Raw genomic sequence first — 18,124 nt, forward strand, 5'->3', positions numbered from 1 at the left:
TCACAGAACGTGTTTTCATACTTGGCCTACTAAGGCCCATGACGAGGTGATTGGATGTCTGATTTATTAAGAACACCACTCTTCCCCCTATACGCGCAATATGAAGGTGTACGTTGCATTGATTTTGGCGGTTGGGAGTTGCCCGTGCAGTTTAGCGGTATTCAAAAAGAGCATGAAGCCGTGCGCGAGCGCGCTGGGCTGTTTGATGTATCCCATATGGGCGAATTCACCGTAACGGGTGAACAGGCAGAAGCCTTTTTGCAAAACATGACAACCAACGACGTGAGCGCAACTGTACCAGGTCAGGCACAATACACACTGATGTGTTATCCCGATGGCGGTGTAGTGGATGATCTGCTCATCTATAAACTCGCGGAGCAACACTACATGCTGGTCGTCAATGCCTCCAATATCGACAAAGACTGGGCATGGTTGCAGGAGCACATTATACCTGGTGTGAACCTAACCAATGATTCCGAGCAAACGGCGTTGCTTGCGCTACAAGGCCCTTTAGCGGTCGATATTCTCTCGAAGGTTACAGGTTCAGAGATAGATGCAAGCTCCATCGAACCGTTCCGCTTCGTGCAGCATGCCGAGGTATGCGGAGTAAAGCTGCTGCTATCACGAACCGGTTACACCGGAGAAGATGGCTTTGAACTGTATGTTGCAGCTGATCAGGTAGCCCTCGTATGGAACGGACTGATGGAAGCCGGTGCTGATGTAGGCCTCGTTCCAGCAGGACTTGGTGCACGTGATACACTGCGATTCGAAGCGAAGTTGCCTTTATACGGGCAGGAATTATCACCAACCATCTCTCCACTGGAGGCAGGGCTGGGCATGTTTGTGAAACTGAACGCCGGGTCTTTTATCGGACACGAAGCTTTGTTACAACAAAAAAATGACGGCCCTGCCCGCAAGCTGATCGGCATCGAAGTGCTGGAGCGTGGCATACCGCGGCCCCATTACCCGATCTATGCGGATGGCGTTCAGATTGGTGAAGTGACGACCGGTACACAGTCGCCGACCTTGAAACGTAATCTGGGGCTTGCCCTGATTGACAGCAAATATACTGCACTGGGTACACCACTGGAGATTGAGATTCGTGGCAAAAAGCTAAAAGCCGAGGTCGTTAAGACCCCTTTTCATAAACGGACGCGTACGTCAAAGACACCTACCCAAGGAGCTGAGCAAACATGAGCAAGCACCGCTACATCCCCATGACAGAACAAGACCAGAGCGCAATGCTGGCAACAATCGGCGTGGATACGCTTGAAGATTTGTTCAAAGATATCCCGCAGGAGATTCGTTACCAAGGCGAGTTGCCTGTCTCCTCCAAGCTCGATGAATATGCCTTAACTCGCCATATGTCAAAGCAAGCTGGCTCCAATGCCAACTTTGAAACACACGCCAGCTTCCTCGGCGCAGGCATCTATGACCACCACATCCCTTCAGTCATCAACCATGTCATTTCCCGTTCGGAGTTCTATACAGCCTACACTCCTTATCAGCCGGAGATCAGCCAAGGAGAATTGCAGGCTATCTTTGAATTTCAGTCGTATATTTGTGAACTGACAGGTATGGCGGTAGCCAACGCGAGTATGTATGACGGAGCAACGGCCTTTGCAGAAGCTGGTAATCTTGCCGCCGCAGCTACCCGTCGCAAACAGCTTATCGTATCTCGCACCGTGCACCCTGAAGCCCGTCAAGTATTGCAGGCATACGCACATGGCCTCAGTCTGGAGATTGTAGAGATTGGTTATAAAGATGGAGTTACCGATTGGGATGCATTGCAAGCGGCTATCTCAGACGATACCGCAGCGGTTATGATTCAAAACCCGAACTTCTTTGGTGCCGTGGAAAATGTAAAACAGGCCGCCGACCTTGTGCACACGCACAAAGGACTGCTCGTGGTGAGCGCCAACCCGCTGTCTCTCGGTCTGCTGGAAGCCCCAGGCAAGCTGGGCGCCGACATCGTTGTAGGCGATGCGCAGCCCCTCGGAATCGCCGCTTCGCTTGGCGGACCCACTTGCGGATACTTCGCCGTGTCCCAGGCTCACATGCGCCGGATTCCTGGTCGAATCGTCGGCCAGACGACCGATCGCAACGGCAAACGAGGCTTCGTGCTGACGCTGCAAGCCCGCGAGCAACACATTCGCCGCGAAAAAGCGACATCTAACATCTGCTCAAATCAGGCGTTATTAGCGCTTAGTGCCTCCGTCTATATGTCCACGCTGGGAAGACAAGGCATGATCGATGTTGCTGATCTGAATTTGCAGAAGAGTCACTATGCACGAAATATGTTAACAGCTATTCCCGGAGTGAGCCTCACTTTTACTGCTCCTACGTTTAACGAGTTCGTCATCCGGCTCCCTGAAGGAACCGATGTGGATGCTCTTCAGCTGAAACTCCTGGATGCAGGATTCATCGGCGGTTATGAACTCGGACGTGAATATTCGGAACTGGCAGGACATATGCTCATTGCGGTCACCGAACGACGCAGCAAAGAAGAGATCGATGAATTCGCACGTGTATTGGAGGGATCGCTGTGACTCAGGAAACGACTACAAAAGGTACTTCATCGGAAACATCTAACCTACATCAGTCAGTCAATGAGCAGACTGGAATGGACTCGCAAGCATTAGGAAAGTCGACCAGTCCGCAAGTCGCACCATCCGTTGCTCCCGAACAAACTCTAATTTTCGAACTGAGTAGTCCCGGGCGTGTGGCCTATTCCTTGCCGGAATGTGATGTTCCCCGTCAGCATGCTGATACGTTGATTCCCCGGGAAATGCTGCGCTCGGAAGCGGCCGCGTTGCCGGAAGTATTCGAGGTTGATGTTATTCGTCATTATACGGCATTGTCTCGCCGCAACTTCGGGGTAGATAACGGCTTTTATCCACTTGGTTCCTGTACAATGAAATACAATCCAAAGATCAACGAAGATGTAGCACGTTACAACGGCTTTGCCAAAATCCATCCGTATCAGCATGAATCCAGTCTTCAAGGTGCTCTCGAACTGCTCCATACTTTACAAAATGATCTTGCAGGTCTGACCGGCATGGATGCCGTAACCCTGCAACCTGCTGCCGGAGCACACGGGGAATGGACCGGACTTATGATGATTCGAGCTTATCACGAAAGCCGTGGCGAACTGCGTACCAAGGTTATCGTACCCGATTCATCGCATGGCACGAACCCGGCCAGCGCAACCGTAGCTGGATTCGAAACGGTGACAATCCCGTCGCGTATGGACGGGTTGGTCGATCTTGATGCTCTCCGTGCAGCAGTCGGTTCAGATACCGCAGCACTCATGCTGACGAATCCGAATACGCTCGGTTTGTTTGAAAAGGATATTCAAGAGATTGCTTCCATCGTGCACGAAGCTGGCGGATTGTTGTATTACGACGGAGCCAACTCCAATGCCATCATGGGTATTACACGTCCGGGAGATATGGGCTTCGATGTGGTGCATCTGAACTTGCATAAAACAATGAGCACGCCTCACGGCGGCGGTGGTCCTGGTGCCGGACCTGTCGGCGTGAAGAGCCGCCTGATCCCGTTCTTACCTAAACCGCTGGTTGTTCAAAATGATCAAGGCATGTACGCTCTGGATTACGAAGGAGATCAATCGATCGGCCGGGTCAAAGCCTATTATGGCAACTTCGGTATTCTTGTTCGTGCTTATGCTTATATCCGCACTTATGGACCAGAAGGGCTTCGCCGTGTGTCCGAATGTGCTGTGCTGAACGCCAATTATATGATGGCTCGCCTGGCACCTCATTACGAGATTCCTTATCCTGGCGTGTGCAAACATGAATTTGTCATGTCAGGCCGTGGCCTGAAGCAGTATGGTGTACGCACACTGGATGTAGCCAAACGCCTGCTGGACTTTGGCTATCACCCGCCAACCATCTACTTCCCGCTTAATGTCGAGGAGTGCATTATGATTGAGCCAACGGAAACCGAGAGCAAAGAGACGCTGGACGGATTTATCGATACAATGATCCGTATTGCGAAGGAAGCCGAAGAAACACCGGAATTGGTGCTCAACGCTCCGTACGGCACGCCGGTAACTCGTCTGGATGAAACGACCGCAGCACGCAAACCTGTATTAAACTGTGCTTGTAGCTAAATAAGTTGTGCTTAATTTACACGGCCCACTCCGTTAAAAGAATAATCCCCTTGTGTATGATGAGGCGTTCTCTCCTTCTCACAAGGGGGTTTTCTTTATCCTTTTATCGCATTTGTAACATCAGCCGCCGTTTCACTTGTCAGAAACAAAAAAAGCCGGTCTCCACTACTACGTGGACACCGGCAATATTGCTGCACTAAGTCAGCCCTTTATCGGAAAAAGAAAGACCTCAGATCCGGAGGAAATTCCGGCAAAATTACGCTTGAATGCTTTGAACCAGTTCAACCACTTGTTCAGCGGTTTGCATTTCCAACGCTTTGGCAGCGAGTTCCTGCATGTCCGCACGGGACAATTTGGTGATTTGGCTACGCGCTGGCAGAATGGAAGTTGCGCTCATGCTGAACTCATCCAGTCCAAGACCAAGCAGCAATGGAATTGCTGTTTCGTCTCCTGCCATCTCACCGCACATGCCAGCCCATTTACCTTCACGATGCGCTGCATCGATAACCATTTTGACCAAACGCAAAATAGCTGGGTTGTATGGTTGGTACAGATAAGATACACGTTCGTTCATCCGGTCAGCAGCCATCGTGTACTGAATCAGATCGTTAGTACCGATACTGAAGAAGTCTACTTCTTTGGCAAATTGATCCGCCATCACAGCTGTTGATGGAATTTCGACCATGATCCCGAGTTGAATGCTGTCGGAAACAGCGATCCCTTCAGCAACCAGCTTTTCCTTCTCTTCGAGCAGGACAGCTTTGGCTTCACGGAATTCACCCAGTGTTGCGATCATAGGGAACATGACACGCAAGTTTCCGTGTACACTTGCACGCAGCAACGCACGCAATTGAGTACGGAAGATATCCAGACGGTCCAGACACAGACGAACTGCGCGGAAGCCGAGGAATGGATTCATTTCTTTTGGCAGATCCAGATAAGGAAGCTCTTTGTCTCCACCGATGTCAAGTGTACGAACTACAACAGGTTTGCCTTCCATTTTTTCGAGTACCGCTTTATAAGCATTGTACTGAATGTCTTCGGAAGGAAGCTTGTCTCTGCCCATGTACAAGAACTCGGTACGATACAAGCCTACCGCCTCGCCGCCGTTTTCCAATACACCAGTTACATCGTTCGGCGTACCGATATTTGCAGCCAGTTCCACATGAACGTTGTCCACCGTAACCGTTGGTTCGTCACGCAGTTTTCTCCACTCCGCACGCTGTGCATCATACTGTTCCTGTTTGGCACGGTATTCAGCAACGACGTCATCTGTAGGGTTAACCAGAACTTGACCGTCCAGACCGTCAACAATGATCAAGTCTCCTTGTTTCGCTTGAGCCAAGATGTCTTTCGTTCCAACCACAGCCGGAATCTCAAGCGAACGAGCCATGATCGCGGAGTGAGAAGTACGTCCACCGATGTTGGTTGCAAAACCTTTTACGTATTGGCGGTTCAATTGAGCTGTATCAGAAGGTGTTAAATCCTCTGCAAGCACAATCACTTCTTCACTGATTTCAGCCGGGCTCATGAAGTCGATACCAAGCAAGTGATTTAGCACACGCTTCGTAACGTCACGCATATCTGCAGCACGCTCTTGCAGGTATGCACTCTTCATGTTTTCGAACATCGAGATGAACTGGGAAGCTGTTTCGTTCAGTGCAAATTCTGCATTGATCATTTCATCAGCGATCTTCGCTTTTACCGGATCAATCAGTTCCGGGTCATCCAGGATGAGCAAATGCGATGCAAAAATCTCTGCTTTTTTCTCGCCGAGCTCTTGTAAAGTACGCTCTTTGATCGCCTCAAGCTCAGCGCGGGATTTACCCAGCGCCGAGTCAAGTTTAGCGATCTCTGCGTCAACGTCGTTAATCTGGCGTTTTTCTACAGAGTAGTCAGGATGCTCCAAGATAAACGCCTTGGCGATAGCAATACCCGCCGAAGCCGCGATCCCGGAAACATTAAGCATTAATTTCGCCCAACCCTTCGTTAACCATAACATCTGTCAAAGCTTGAAGTGCTTCAGCTTCGCCTTCACCTTCAACGATGATGCTGATGGTGTCACCTTGCTCCAGACCGAGGGAAAGAACGCCCAGAATGGATTTCAATGTTACTTTTTTGCCGTTAGCTTCTGCGAAGGATTCAGCACCTTTGAATTTGTTTGCTGTATTAACCAGGGCAGTTGCCGGACGTGCGTGGATACCATCTTCGTCTGTAATTCTGAATGTTTGTTGCATTACAATCATCTCGCTTTCGGTAGTTTAGTTTAGGCATTGCGTATATTTACACTTGCTTGCCATCGTTGGAACAGTTCTTATTTTATCTCAATGATCGGCTGATCGCCAACTTTGAGCACGCCACTCTTCTTCAGAGTGACGGTAGAGCCTTCTGGCAAGTTGGTGAATATCACCGGAGAAATGATCGATGGAGCGTTCGCTTTGACATACTCCAGATCCACTTCCATAATCGGTTGTCCTGCAGATACCAAGTCACCTTCCTGAACCAGTACGTTGAAACCTTGACCTTTCAGCTTCACCGTATTAACACCTATGTGAACAAGCACTTCCTTGCCGCCGTCGGACATAATGCCAACAGCGTGTTTGCTTGGAAATACATTAAATACTTTACCATACACAGGAGATGTAATCGTTCCGTCATGTGGCAAAATGGCGAACCCGTCACCTGTCATTTTCTCAGCAAAGACCGGATCAGGTACATTCGTAATATCCATCAGCTCACCATTGACTGGCATTACGATATCCTCTGTGACAATGCGTTCACCTTGTTCTCCTTGTGCTTTCTCCTCTTCAGGAGTCGGTTTAACTTCAGCAACTGGAGTTGGTGCAGGTGTACGCCCTGCAATGATATCTTGCATTTGGGACTTGATCGTATCGGAACGTGTTCCGAAGATGGCTTGAACATTATTACCCACTTCAAGCACACCAGATGCACCCAATTGTTTCAAACGATCTTTTTGTACATTGGATTTCTCATTCACTTCAATCCGCAAACGAGTAATACATGCATCCAGATGTTTAATGTTTTCCTTCCCGCCAAAGGCTTCAAGGATATTGTGAGGCAGATCGTCCGTGGAACTTGAAGAACCGCCGGATGCTGTTTCCGCAGATGCTTCCTCACGTCCAGGTGTTTTGAGATTGAACTTGCGAATGATCAATCGGAAACCGAAGTAATAGATCACGGCAAGGATCAAACCGACGATAATCACGTCCCACCATGGTGTACGGTTTGGAATGATACCAAAGATCAGGAAGTCAATGAACCCGCCTGAGAAGGTCATCCCGATTTTGACATCAAGCAATTGCATCGTCATGAAAGACAGACCCGCAAAGATACAGTGTACCGCAAACAAAATCGGTGCTACGAACAGGAATGAGAACTCAAGTGGTTCTGTAATCCCTGTCAGGAATGATGTCAGTGCAGCTGAACCCATGATACCCGCAACATATTTTTTATGCTCAGGTCTTGCTTCATGGTACATCGCAAGTGCGGCTGCTGGCAAACCGAACATCATGAACGGGAATTTACCCACTTGGAACGTTCCTGCAGTCAACGCAACGCCATCACGCAGTTGGCTGAAGAAAATCTTCTGATCCCCGCGGATCACATCTCCGGCTTTGTTCACATATTCACCGAACTCAAACCAGAATGGGGAGTAGAAAATGTGATGCAGACCAAACGGAATAAGTGACCGTTCCACAACACCGAAGATAAAGGCCGACAAGGTCGGGCTGGTATCCACCATGAAGTGGGATATGGCATTTAATCCGTTCTGGATTGGTGGCCAGATGACCACGAGCAGCAACCCTAAAAGCAGGGAAACTACTGAGGTAACAATAGGAACAAAACGTTTACCTGCGAAGAATCCAAGGTAAGATGGTAGTTCGATTTTGAAGAACCGATTGTAACACAATGCTGCGGCGATACCAATAATGATACCTCCAAACACCCCTGTGCTTAATGTAGGAATACCCAAGATACTTGCATACCCAGGTACTTTGCCGATCATAGCAGGCGTAACACCTACCGCAGAACCCAAAGTTACATTCATAACGAGGTAACCGATGATCGCTGCAAGTCCTGCAACACCTTCACCACCAGCAAGTCCGACTGCCACCCCTACAGCAAATAACAATGCCAGATTGTCAAATACGATCTGACCCGCATTCATCATAATGGTTGCAATCGAGTTTACCCAAGGGGTATCAAGCGCAGTCGCATATTGCAAGAAATCCGGATTCACCAACATGTTACCGATTCCGAGCAGCAAACCTGCGGCTGGAAGAATCGCTACAGGCAGCATGAGAGCTTTACCTACTCTTTGCAATACACCAAAAAGCTTCTTAAACATGGCGTTGTATTCTTCCTTTCATTTCAAATGTGTATGTCGTGATGCAAGCAAGGGAACACAAAAAAGGCATGAACTAATAAAAGTGAACTGTGCCAACCTCAGGGTATAGCATACCCTTAATAAGGTAGAACAATAACACTCTAATTAACTCATGCCTGATCGAGTCAGTAACACGTCGCTTATGTTTATTCAGTTGCTTGATTACGGTCACCATTGTAGCACCACTTCAAACGCATTGCAAGCCTTTACAGAAAAAAACGTATTTTCGCTAAAATTTCTGACATGATTTCACGTATTCTCTTCTTCTTTCCGCTGATTCAGCCGTTGCAGATGAATGGTTAAATAACCAACTTCTGCCGGATATACAGGTAGCTTTAAACGCTTTTCCATCACTTTAGTAAGCTTCCATGCAAGCGAGTACATTTCGGGGTACTCTAATTTGAGCAAGGAATCCAGCTTATGCAGTTCCTCCACCTTATCTCCACGGCGTACACGTTCCAAGGCAAACCGAAGGTGAGTTAACAGACGGGAATAATCCAAAGACTGCATTTCAAATGAATAGTCGAGTTGGTCTGCAACCAGGTTTACCAGATCCGTAATTAATTGAGAATGCTCTCGTACTTGGGATATGTTCTGGTTCGTCATCGCACTATAGATATGCAAAGCGACAAAACCAATCTCATCTTGGCCAAGATCTACGCCCATCTTTTCCTTAATTAAACGAACGGCATATTCCCCCATCCGATACTCATCTGGATAGATCTCTCTTGTCTCATATAAAAAAGGATTTTGGATGATTATTCCCTGCTCCTTGCGTTTAAGGGCAAAAGAAATATGATCTGTTAACGCAATATGAATATGTTCATTAAGCGGAACGTCCGTACGCTCTGCGATATACGTAATGACTTCGTTAATTATCTCGATCAGAGCTTCATCCACCTGCGGGAGGAGTTGCTTGTACTGCTCCTGTTCCTGCTGGTTTTTCAAAATAAACATCTTCTCCACAGCCGTCAGTGGGATATCATCATTCGGCTTCCTGTTAAATCCAATGCCTTTGCCGATGACCACCACTTCGCCGTGTTCAGGATGCTGTGCGATAATTACATTATTATTTAACGCTTTATCTACATGCAGGCTGCTCATTTTTGCACCTCTTTTTTTCACACCATCTTGGATGTGCCTGACACATCTTCAACCAAACCAAAAAACATCCGGAGCGGGCAAACCGCGCCGGACGTCTCGCTTAAAAAGTAACAAAAATTCGCCATAAGGTCAATAGACCAGCCATGTAATTAAGCTGCCATTTCTTACTCTTTACTATCGCTACGCTCTACAATGCTCTCGATAATAGGTGACGTCTGTTTTACTGATTCACTCGATGGCACAGCCACTGGTATAGCCGTTTTCGATTTGGTCAATCCTTTGATCAGTTGTTCCACGTCGATGCCTGACACACTTTTCAACATCTCAGGTGCAGTAGCCATCAGTTCCGTGACGTAGTTGCTGACACGTGCAGCACCCTCGCCTTTACCTGTATCTACGACCGTCAACTTGTCAATCGAGGAGATTGGCTCAGCGATTTTACCAGCCAGTTCAGGCAACATTTTGACGATGATATCGAGTACCGCAGCTTCGCCAAACTTCTGGAACGCCTCAGCCAATTTTTCTTTGGCTTCCGCTTCGGCAAGACCACGCAGACGAATAACTTCTGCATCGGCTGTACCTTTTGCACGCTCTGCATCCGCAATGGCCTGACCTTCAAGCCGCTTTTGCTCGGCTGTTGCTTTGGCTTGGGTTTCGATAGAGTATTGAACTGCATCGGCTTCACGCATCCGTTTTGCTTTATCCGCTTCCGCAGCCTGTTCAACGGCATAACGATCTGCTTCCGCTTTTTTCTTCACTTCCGCATCGTATTGTTTCTCACGCACCGTAATTTCTTTTTCCTGCAGGTCAATCTCACGTTCTTTACGTACGAGTTCTACTTTCATCTGCTCTTCAACAACCGTCTGTCTTGCACGCGCTTCATGGATATGATAAGCCTGATCCGCTTCCGCCTTGGCTGTATCCTGATCACGTTTAAAGGCTGCTACTTTCAATTCTTTCTCTTTGGCTGCCTCAGCAATATTGGTATCACGCAGCAACTCGGCCTTCTGCCCTTGTTCTTCAGCATTTGCCTTCTGAATCCTTGCATCCCGCATCGCTTCCGCTTCGGCAATTTCTGCATCCCGTTTTACGGCTGCAATTCTTGGTTTACCGAGTGCGTCCAAATATCCCTGTTTATCGCGGACATCCTTAATGGTAAAGGAAACAATCTGCAGACCCATCTTTTTCAGATCCCGTGCGGCCACGCCTTGAACCTCTTGAGCAAAACGATCTCTGTTCCGATATACCTCTTCCACTGTCATCGTACCGAGAATGGCCCGTAAATGCCCCTCCAGCACTTCCTGTGCTTCGCCCCTCAGCGCATCAACCGGTTTGCCGATAAATTGCTCCGCAGCCGTTGCAACGTCTTCTACAGCGCTACCAACCTTGATGATTGCCACCCCGTCAGCAATAACCGGAACACCCTGTTCAGTGTACACTTCCGGAGTGGATACATCGAGCTTGTGTGAAAGCAATGAAATAAATTCCGATTGTTGGAACACAGGCAGGATAAACGCTCCGCCGCCGCGCACAATTTTAATTTTGCGTCCTGATTCATCTTCTGAAATATTTCTGCTGCCCAGGAATGAACCGGTTACAATCATCGCTTCATCGGGACCTACCGTTTTGTATCTCGCCCAGAAAGCTAAACCCAGAATCAAAATTACACCAACAACCACAACAGGAATTAACAATACATCCCAATCCAGATTACCCATTCACATCTCTCCCCTTATCTCGTAAGTATGAAAATTCATTTTTGCTATCGTCAGTTCCCCGCATTATTCAGGGAATTTCACTGACCTAGACATCTTTAAGTACATTTTCCTCCCACTCGGATACACGCAATACTCCATCCACCACATCGATGATAACCACTCGTGCACCCGCCGCAATGGGGAGCTCTTCAAAGCTAGATGCCGTCTGAATGGTGCTTCCTGATGCAAAGCGAATCATGACTTCACCAAATCCGTTTGCCGGTACCGGAATCGTAATCTCACCAATTTTTCCCGCTAACTCCTTCATAGAGAAAGCAATTGAAACGTCACTGTTACGCATCGGCTTGATATATGCGAAAAATACCAGCATGGCTGCAGCAATACCGATCAGCAGGGATAAGATCAGATTCGACATCACACTAAGAGAGCTGTACCGCGTCAGTAGTATGCCTGCTCCACCAAAAGCAGTGATGGACCCCGCCAGTACAACAGGTTTAAAAAAATCAACACCAGGTATTTCGAAAGCACCATCCAGCAAACCGTCAATCAAGTCACCCAGCACCAGACTCACGATGGCAAAAACGGCACCTCCGATGAGACATCCCCAATAGATTGCTTCCATCCCCTCTTCCTCCTCTCCGCTGCAATTTCTCCCAACTGTACATCCCACATGTAAATAAATACGTACATCTAGGCAAAATGTTTCAAAATCTTTCCTGAGTTGTATTGAGAAGCCGCTAATGGGTATTAGCATCATAAGGTTCAGGAATGCTCTATTTCTCTCTTCCGTGCAAATGTTACGGTATGGAATTACAGAAGTGATTTACAATAGTCCAGACATCCAAAAAAACGCAAGCCTCCAGCAGGAGACTTGCGTTTATGTCAGTAGTTCAATGAAGTCAAGTTTATACGCCAACCTTCTTATCTCATTTACAGCGAAGCTTTGTAGATGGATACCACATCTTCACGTTGCAACTTATTAAAGTTACCGAACGGTCCAAACAGCATCGCTTTATCCGCCATAACCTCGATCTGACTGTCATCGATATCATAGTCAGCCAGACGGTTCGGTGCACCAATGGATGTCCAGAACTTGCTGAGCGCATTAATGCCTTCCTCGGCAATCTGTCTGTCGGATTTACCTTCAGGGTTCACGTCAAACACGTTGATCGCAAGACGTTTGAAACGATCTACCTTCACATCCAGGTTATGTCTCATCCAGTGTGGGAATAGGATTGCAAGTCCACCACCATGCGGGATGTCGTAGACCGCTGATACAGCATGTTCGATATTGTGCGTTGCCCAGTCTCCTGCAAGTCCCATGTTCAGCACGCCATTAAGCGCCATCGTTCCGCAATACAGAATCGTTTCACGAAGTTCATAGTTCTCCAGGTCATCCACCAAACGAGGAGCTGCTTCCATTACTGTACGCAGAATCGTCTCGCAGAAGCCGAGTTGAACAGGCGTGTTCGGATCCAGATGGAAATAATGCTCTAATACGTGAGACATCATGTCCACCATACCGTATACCGTTTGATCCTTCGGTACCGTGTATGTATTTACGGGATCAAGAATGGAGAATGCAGGGAATGAATGCGCACTGCCCCATCCGAGCTTCTCTTGTGTTTCTTGGTTTGTGATTACCGAACCGGAGTTCATCTCTGAACCGGTAGCCGCCATGGTAAGCACTGTGCCGAGTGGAAGGGCGTCTTGTGCAACAGCTTTACGTTGTGCAAAGTCCCACATATCTCCATCGTATTTCGCCCCAACAGCAATCGCTTTGGCACAATCAAGCACACTACCGCCACCAACAGCCAGAATGAGCTCAATACCATTCGTCTTACACAAGTCCACGCCTTTATGTACAGTGGACAGACGTGGATTCGGCTCTACACCTGCAAGCTCCGTTACTTCTGCTCCGATTTCCTTGAGCAAACCAAGCACTTGATCATACAGTCCGCTACGTTTAATGCTTCCACCGCCATATACAAGCAGAACCCGTTTGCCATATTTCGGCACCTCGGTTTTTAGCGCTTCGAGCTGGCCTTTACCGAAGATTAGACGAGTCGGGTTATAAAATTGAAAAGATCTCATGATCTATAATCGCCTCCAATGGAGTTTAATTTTTAGTGCAACCTCAATTATAGTACCCCTTTTATAGAAAAACAAATCGATAGCCGCTCACTTTAGTTCAATCCGTTGATCTTCAGATGTGCTTGAAGAAGTTCATTCACGGATGGCAACTCTTCGGATTTCGCCCATGTTGCAGCATCCCATAATCCTGCCTGATGAAAAGCACGCGGACAATGAATGAAACATTCCTCGACTTCAACAATGACGGCTGCTCCAATCGTTTTACCACTCCAGTTCATGCTTGCGATGAATTCTTCATCCTTTGTGATCCGAGCTGTTCCATTGATACGCAGCACTTCATTCAAACCCGGAATCACAAACAACATTCCTACTCCTGGATCTGACAGAATGTTCAACAAGGAATCGATTCGGCGATTTCCTGGGCGTTCCGGGTACACCAGTCTATACGAATCAAATACACGAACAAAGCCGGGTTCATCCCCGCGCGGTGATACATCACATTTGCCATCCTGATCCGAAGTGGACAAGAAGAACAAGGGTGACTTCGTGATGAAATTCTGAACATGCGAATCCACAAATGGGATTACTTTGTTACGCACACGTTCGCTGGATTCTCCAACCATGCTTTTAAGTTCCTTGGCATCTGAGATAAACGGAAGACTAAGCGGCTGCTTTTCCAAATAAATCGTCCCCTTTTCCTTATGTAGTGTGGTCATTCTAACTGTTCTTCTTTCGTTCCTTACTCTATTATACATCTCGAACCATGCCAAAAAGCACCCGTTCACAATTGAACGGATGCCAAATGGTCTTCCTACTCGGTATATCCCATACTACTTACGAAGCGACGGAATGCCTGACGTCCAGCTTCATCATGTTTGTACACACCTGCATGCTCCAGAATTTCGGAGAATTTCAAACCTACCTGCTGTTGTACAAGTGCAACCGCTTCTTCCTTCGTCAAGCTGGAGCCATGCTCCTGCTTCAACTCTTCTGTCCACGGTACATGTTTGTTCAGCTCGTGATCCGCTGCCTGGGCAGCTTCTGCAAGCTCTGTATTACCCGCCAAGATGTCGGCAATGCCATCCAGCTCTTGTTTCAGGCGTCCTGGCAAAATAGCCAGTCCCATGACTTCGATCAAGCCGATATTCTCTTTTTTCAAATGGTGCATTTCACGGTGTGGATGGAAAATCCCTTCCGGATGCTCGTCATTTGTACGGTTGTTACGCAACACGAGATCCATCTCAAAACCGCCATCCGCACTACGGCGAACAATCGGAGTTACCGTATTGTGAGGTACCTTTTCCCCATCGATCTCACTAAACGCTTCGATCTCTACTGCGGAGTCACTGTAGACTTTCCACGCTTCATAGACCGCGTTACCCGCTTCTAGCAATTCTGCAGGATCATGTGAATGCAAACGCATCACGGACATCGGCCATTTGACAAGGCTAAGCGTCAGCCCTGGTGCATCCGCATGACGGAAGACCGCCTCTGGCTGTGCGTTTTGAATGGCAAACGTATGACGTCCGCCCTGGAAGTGGTCATGGGTCAGAATGGAACCGCCCACGATTGGAAGATCGGCGTTAGACCCGATAAAGTAATGCGGATATTCCTGAACAAAGGCAAGCAATCTGCGCAAAGTATCCTTCGTCAGTTTCATCGGCACATGATCATGATGGAAAATAATGCAGTGCTCATTGTAATACACGTACGGCGAGTATTGGAACAACCACGGCTCATTGTTAAGCTGCAGCGGAATGACACGCAGATTCTGGCGGGCCGGGTGATTCACCCGACCAGCATAACCTACATTTTCACGACACAGCTGACATTTCGGATATACCGGAGGTGGAAGCAATTTCGCCATAGCGATTTCCTTTGGACTCTTCTCCGGCTTCGAAAGGTTGATGGTGATCTCCATCTCGCCATAAGCGGTATCCTGCGTCCAATAGACGTTCTTGGATACGCGATCCATTCGGATGTAGTTCGAGTTAATGGATAAGTCATAAAATTGCGATGTTGCCGCCTCGATGCCTTCCGTTTGCTCCGTATGGCGGAAAGCACGCACAACTTCTGAAGGGCGCGCCATCAGATGACCCATAATTTTCGCATCCAGCAGGTCACGGAAGGTATCGCTATTTTCAGGAATGAGTCCAATCGTATATCCATAGTCAATGAGAGTGTCCAGCATGGTCTGTGGACTATCAGGAACTGTAGCATGCAATTCACCGGCATAGGGCTCCGAGAATCCGAACTGTTCCATCAGCAGGTTGCGACTGTAATCATAGTCCGCTTCCTCGATCAATTTTTTCTGTAAGGCAAATTCGACCAGACGCTCAATGGCATGCAGTGCTTCCTGCTGCTCGGGTGTACGCTCTGTGGCCTCTGCTCCAGGTTGAGTCTGTGACATAAGATGTTCGCCTCCTAGTTTTTTCCGTAGCCTTCAGGGCGTGATTGATGCCAGTTCCATGCGCTTTGAATGACATCTTCGAGATTGGTCCATTTTGGGTTCCAACCCAGAACGGATCTTGCTTTCGCAGAAGATGCCACCAGCACAGCCGGGTCACCTGCACGACGTGGTTCCTGAACAACCGGAATATCCAGGCCTGTTACTTTTTTAGCGGTTTCGATCACTTGTTTTACCGAGAATCCAGTGCCGTTACCCAGGTTGAACACGTTGCTGTTCTCCCCTTTGCGCAAGTAATCCACTGCACGCAGATGCGCATCAGCCAGATCACTAACGTGGATATAGTCGCGGACACATGTGCCATCCTCTGTTGCATAGTCATCTCCGAATACAGCGATATGCGAACGTTGTTTCAGTGCCGTTTGCAATACAAGCGGAATCAAGTGACTTTCCGGCTGGTGATCTTCACCGATTTTGCCACTTTCGTGTGCACCGGCTGCATTGAAGTAACGCAGGGAAACGTATTTGATATCCTGCACTTTGTCGAACCAGGACATCATGCGCTCCATCATCAATTTGGTTTCACCATATACATTCGTAGGCTCCGTACGGTCGCTCTCTTCGATCGGCACTTTCTCAGGCTCACCATAAGTTGCTGCTGTAGATGAGAAGACGATGCGACGTACATTCGCTGCATTCATCGCTTCAAGCAGGCAAAGTGTGCCGAATACGTTATTATCGTAGTATTTAGCCGGTTCTTTCATGCTCTCGCCGACGAGCGAGTTCGCCGCAAAGTGAATGACGGCATCAATTGAATTTTCCGCGAACAGCTTCGTCAAGATTTCCTTGTCACGCAAATCACCTTCATATAACTTACCGCCCAGCAATGCCTCGCGATGTCCTGTTTGCAAGTTATCCAGTACAACGACTTCTTCGCCACGTTCGAGCAATGCCGCCACCGTATGAGATCCAATATATCCTGCTCCACCTGTCACCAAAATTGCCATTTTACTTCGCCTCCTTGAGTTCGTTAACACCTTCGCCTACACTACATACATAGAAATCACCTTTGAGACCGGTGCGTGCTTCATATGCTGCACCCACTTCACTCACAAAACGTTCCACATCATTCTCATGTACCAGAGACACCGTACATCCACCAAAACCTGCACCCGTCATACGTGCACCCAGTGTTCCTGGAATCCGCTGCGCTTCCTCAACCATGACATCCAGCTCGATGCAGCTAACTTCATACAAATCACGCAACGATTCATGTGAAGCATTCATCAACTGTCCAAACGTATGCAGATCATTGTTCCGCAGCGCTTCTACGGATGCAAGTACTCGTGCATTTTCTTCTACAACGTGCTGAGCACGCTGTCTGACTTTCTCATCCTTGATCTGATCCTGTAAGGTGTCAAACTGCTCCGGCTTCAATTGAGCCAGGTAATTCAGTGCAGGCAGCTGTTCCTTCAAAATGGCAAGTGCCTGCTCGCATTGAGAGCGCCGCTCATTGTAAGCCGAATCAACCAAACCACGGCGTTTGTTTGTGTTACCGATAATCAGTTTGTAAGCACCTGTACGGAAAGGAACCTTCTCGTACTCGAGCGTATCACACATCAGCAGAATCGCATGATGCTTCGCCCCGTTGGCTACAGCAAACTGATCCATGATGCCGCAGTTGACACCAACAAACTCATTCTCTGCTTTCTGGGACAAAAGCGCAAGCTCCACGGTGTCAATGTCGGATACCCCTTCCATGGATTGAATCGCATACCCGGTGAGAACCTCCAGAGATGCTGAGGAGGAAAGTCCTGCGCCATTTGGTATTTCACCGTGGTAGAGAAAATCATACCCTCTCGTCACTTGCACACCTTTGCCTTGCAGCTGTACCATGACGCCTACCGGGTAGTCCGTCCACTCCCCCGTTTTCTCCTGACCAATGGAGGCTCTGTCCAGAGTCCCCTCGTAAGCCATATTGGTAGAAGCCAGCTGTAATGCGTTATCCGTACGTTCACGAATGAGCAAGGTTGTGCCAAACTCAAGCGCGGCCGGGAGCACATAACCACCGTTATAGTCGATATGTTCACCAATCAGATTCACACGCCCAGGGGCATGGAATACACGGATGTCCGCTCCACTTTCTCCGTACCTCTCAATAAACTTTTGTTGCAAATCAGTTACATTCAAAGCTGATGCACCTCGCCTCTTTGTTGTGGTTTTCTTAATGTTATTATACAAGGAAGTGATCTCTGTTAAAA

Annotated in this window: 14 protein-coding genes; 3 read left to right on the plus strand and 11 right to left on the minus strand. The window is 48.2% G+C overall.

Annotated features, from left to right (window positions below):
* Window positions 1–54 precede the first annotated feature (54 nt).
* The 3 genes from gcvT to gcvPB all read left to right on the plus strand — a co-directional run bounded on the left by gcvT (window position 55) and on the right by gcvPB (window position 4,132).
* The gene (gene gcvT / locus M3629_RS12215; protein ID WP_251506423.1) at window positions 55–1,197 is read left to right on the plus strand and encodes a glycine cleavage system aminomethyltransferase GcvT; all 1,143 of its coding nucleotides are present in this window, start codon (window positions 55–57) and stop codon (window positions 1,195–1,197) included.
* Window positions 1,194–2,549 carry an aminomethyl-transferring glycine dehydrogenase subunit GcvPA gene (gene gcvPA, locus M3629_RS12220; RefSeq protein WP_251506428.1) on the plus strand — a complete coding sequence of 452 codons (1,356 nt, stop codon included), beginning with the start codon at window positions 1,194–1,196 and terminating at the stop codon, window positions 2,547–2,549. The genes gcvT and gcvPA overlap by 4 nt, the downstream gene beginning before the upstream one ends.
* A gap of 74 nt (window positions 2,550–2,623) precedes the next feature.
* Window positions 2,624–4,132: an aminomethyl-transferring glycine dehydrogenase subunit GcvPB gene (gcvPB, locus tag M3629_RS12225; protein WP_251506613.1), complete on the plus strand. Its 1,509-nt coding sequence runs from the start codon at window positions 2,624–2,626 to the stop codon at window positions 4,130–4,132.
* Between the two features lie 256 nt (window positions 4,133–4,388).
* Here the strand turns inward: gcvPB and ptsP are convergent, their stop codons facing one another.
* From ptsP to M3629_RS12280, 11 genes are all read right to left on the minus strand, one after another.
* Window positions 4,389–6,101: a phosphoenolpyruvate--protein phosphotransferase gene (gene ptsP, locus M3629_RS12230; protein WP_251506435.1), complete on the minus strand. Its 1,713-nt coding sequence runs from the start codon at window positions 6,099–6,101 to the stop codon at window positions 4,389–4,391.
* On the minus strand, window positions 6,094–6,369 hold the full coding sequence (locus tag M3629_RS12235; RefSeq protein ID WP_036617010.1) for an HPr family phosphocarrier protein: 276 nt from the start codon (window positions 6,367–6,369) through the stop codon (window positions 6,094–6,096). The genes ptsP and M3629_RS12235 overlap by 8 nt, the downstream gene beginning before the upstream one ends.
* 77 nt (window positions 6,370–6,446) lie before the next feature.
* A complete protein-coding gene (gene ptsG, locus M3629_RS12240) occupies window positions 6,447–8,501 on the minus strand; it encodes a glucose-specific PTS transporter subunit IIBC (protein ID WP_251506438.1) in 2,055 nt (684 codons plus the stop codon).
* A gap of 288 nt (window positions 8,502–8,789) precedes the next feature.
* Complete coding sequence (gene glcT, locus M3629_RS12245) at window positions 8,790–9,644, minus strand: glucose PTS transporter transcription antiterminator GlcT (protein WP_251506441.1); 855 nt, start codon at window positions 9,642–9,644, stop codon at window positions 8,790–8,792.
* Between the two features lie 164 nt (window positions 9,645–9,808).
* Window positions 9,809–11,362, minus strand: a complete 1,554-nt coding sequence (locus tag M3629_RS12250; RefSeq protein WP_285888655.1) for a flotillin family protein — start codon at window positions 11,360–11,362, stop codon at window positions 9,809–9,811.
* An 85-nt stretch (window positions 11,363–11,447) separates the two neighbouring features.
* On the minus strand, window positions 11,448–11,984 hold the full coding sequence (locus M3629_RS12255) for a protease (protein ID WP_251506445.1): 537 nt from the start codon (window positions 11,982–11,984) through the stop codon (window positions 11,448–11,450).
* Between the two features lie 308 nt (window positions 11,985–12,292).
* Complete coding sequence (locus M3629_RS12260) at window positions 12,293–13,456, minus strand: iron-containing alcohol dehydrogenase (RefSeq protein ID WP_251506448.1); 1,164 nt, start codon at window positions 13,454–13,456, stop codon at window positions 12,293–12,295.
* A gap of 92 nt (window positions 13,457–13,548) precedes the next feature.
* Window positions 13,549–14,079: an MSMEG_1061 family FMN-dependent PPOX-type flavoprotein gene (locus M3629_RS12265; protein WP_251506614.1), complete on the minus strand. Its 531-nt coding sequence runs from the start codon at window positions 14,077–14,079 to the stop codon at window positions 13,549–13,551.
* A 188-nt stretch (window positions 14,080–14,267) separates the two neighbouring features.
* Window positions 14,268–15,866: a UDP-glucose--hexose-1-phosphate uridylyltransferase gene (locus M3629_RS12270; protein WP_251506452.1), complete on the minus strand. Its 1,599-nt coding sequence runs from the start codon at window positions 15,864–15,866 to the stop codon at window positions 14,268–14,270.
* Window positions 15,867–15,880: 14 nt separating this feature from the next.
* Window positions 15,881–16,870 carry a UDP-glucose 4-epimerase GalE gene (galE, locus tag M3629_RS12275; protein WP_090915498.1) on the minus strand — a complete coding sequence of 330 codons (990 nt, stop codon included), beginning with the start codon at window positions 16,868–16,870 and terminating at the stop codon, window positions 15,881–15,883.
* 1 nt (window position 16,871) lies between these two features.
* Complete coding sequence (locus tag M3629_RS12280) at window positions 16,872–18,053, minus strand: galactokinase (protein WP_251506474.1); 1,182 nt, start codon at window positions 18,051–18,053, stop codon at window positions 16,872–16,874.
* Window positions 18,054–18,124: the final 71 nt, after the last annotated feature.

This window comes from Paenibacillus polysaccharolyticus (genome assembly GCF_023714295.1).
Lineage (GTDB): Bacteria > Bacillota > Bacilli > Paenibacillales > Paenibacillaceae > Paenibacillus > Paenibacillus polysaccharolyticus_A.

What these genes read in the sequence shown, in the direction of transcription:
- gcvT (WP_251506423.1), top strand. Translation starts at nt 55, where the DNA reads ATGTCTGATTTATTAAGAACACCACTCTTCCCCCTATACGCGCAATAT.
- gcvPA (WP_251506428.1), top strand. Translation starts at nt 1,194, where the DNA reads ATGAGCAAGCACCGCTACATCCCCATGACAGAACAAGACCAGAGCGCA.
- gcvPB (WP_251506613.1), top strand. Translation starts at nt 2,624, where the DNA reads ATGGACTCGCAAGCATTAGGAAAGTCGACCAGTCCGCAAGTCGCACCA.
- ptsP (WP_251506435.1), bottom strand. Translation starts at nt 6,101, where the DNA reads ATGCTTAATGTTTCCGGGATCGCGGCTTCGGCGGGTATTGCTATCGCC.
- M3629_RS12235 (WP_036617010.1), bottom strand. Translation starts at nt 6,369, where the DNA reads ATGCAACAAACATTCAGAATTACAGACGAAGATGGTATCCACGCACGT.
- ptsG (WP_251506438.1), bottom strand. Translation starts at nt 8,501, where the DNA reads ATGTTTAAGAAGCTTTTTGGTGTATTGCAAAGAGTAGGTAAAGCTCTC.
- glcT (WP_251506441.1), bottom strand. Translation starts at nt 9,644, where the DNA reads ATGAGCAGCCTGCATGTAGATAAAGCGTTAAATAATAATGTAATTATC.
- M3629_RS12250 (WP_285888655.1), bottom strand. Translation starts at nt 11,362, where the DNA reads ATGGGTAATCTGGATTGGGATGTATTGTTAATTCCTGTTGTGGTTGTT.
- M3629_RS12255 (WP_251506445.1), bottom strand. Translation starts at nt 11,984, where the DNA reads ATGGAAGCAATCTATTGGGGATGTCTCATCGGAGGTGCCGTTTTTGCC.
- M3629_RS12260 (WP_251506448.1), bottom strand. Translation starts at nt 13,456, where the DNA reads ATGAGATCTTTTCAATTTTATAACCCGACTCGTCTAATCTTCGGTAAA.
- M3629_RS12265 (WP_251506614.1), bottom strand. Translation starts at nt 14,079, where the DNA reads ATGGTTGGAGAATCCAGCGAACGTGTGCGTAACAAAGTAATCCCATTT.
- M3629_RS12270 (WP_251506452.1), bottom strand. Translation starts at nt 15,866, where the DNA reads ATGTCACAGACTCAACCTGGAGCAGAGGCCACAGAGCGTACACCCGAG.
- galE (WP_090915498.1), bottom strand. Translation starts at nt 16,870, where the DNA reads ATGGCAATTTTGGTGACAGGTGGAGCAGGATATATTGGATCTCATACG.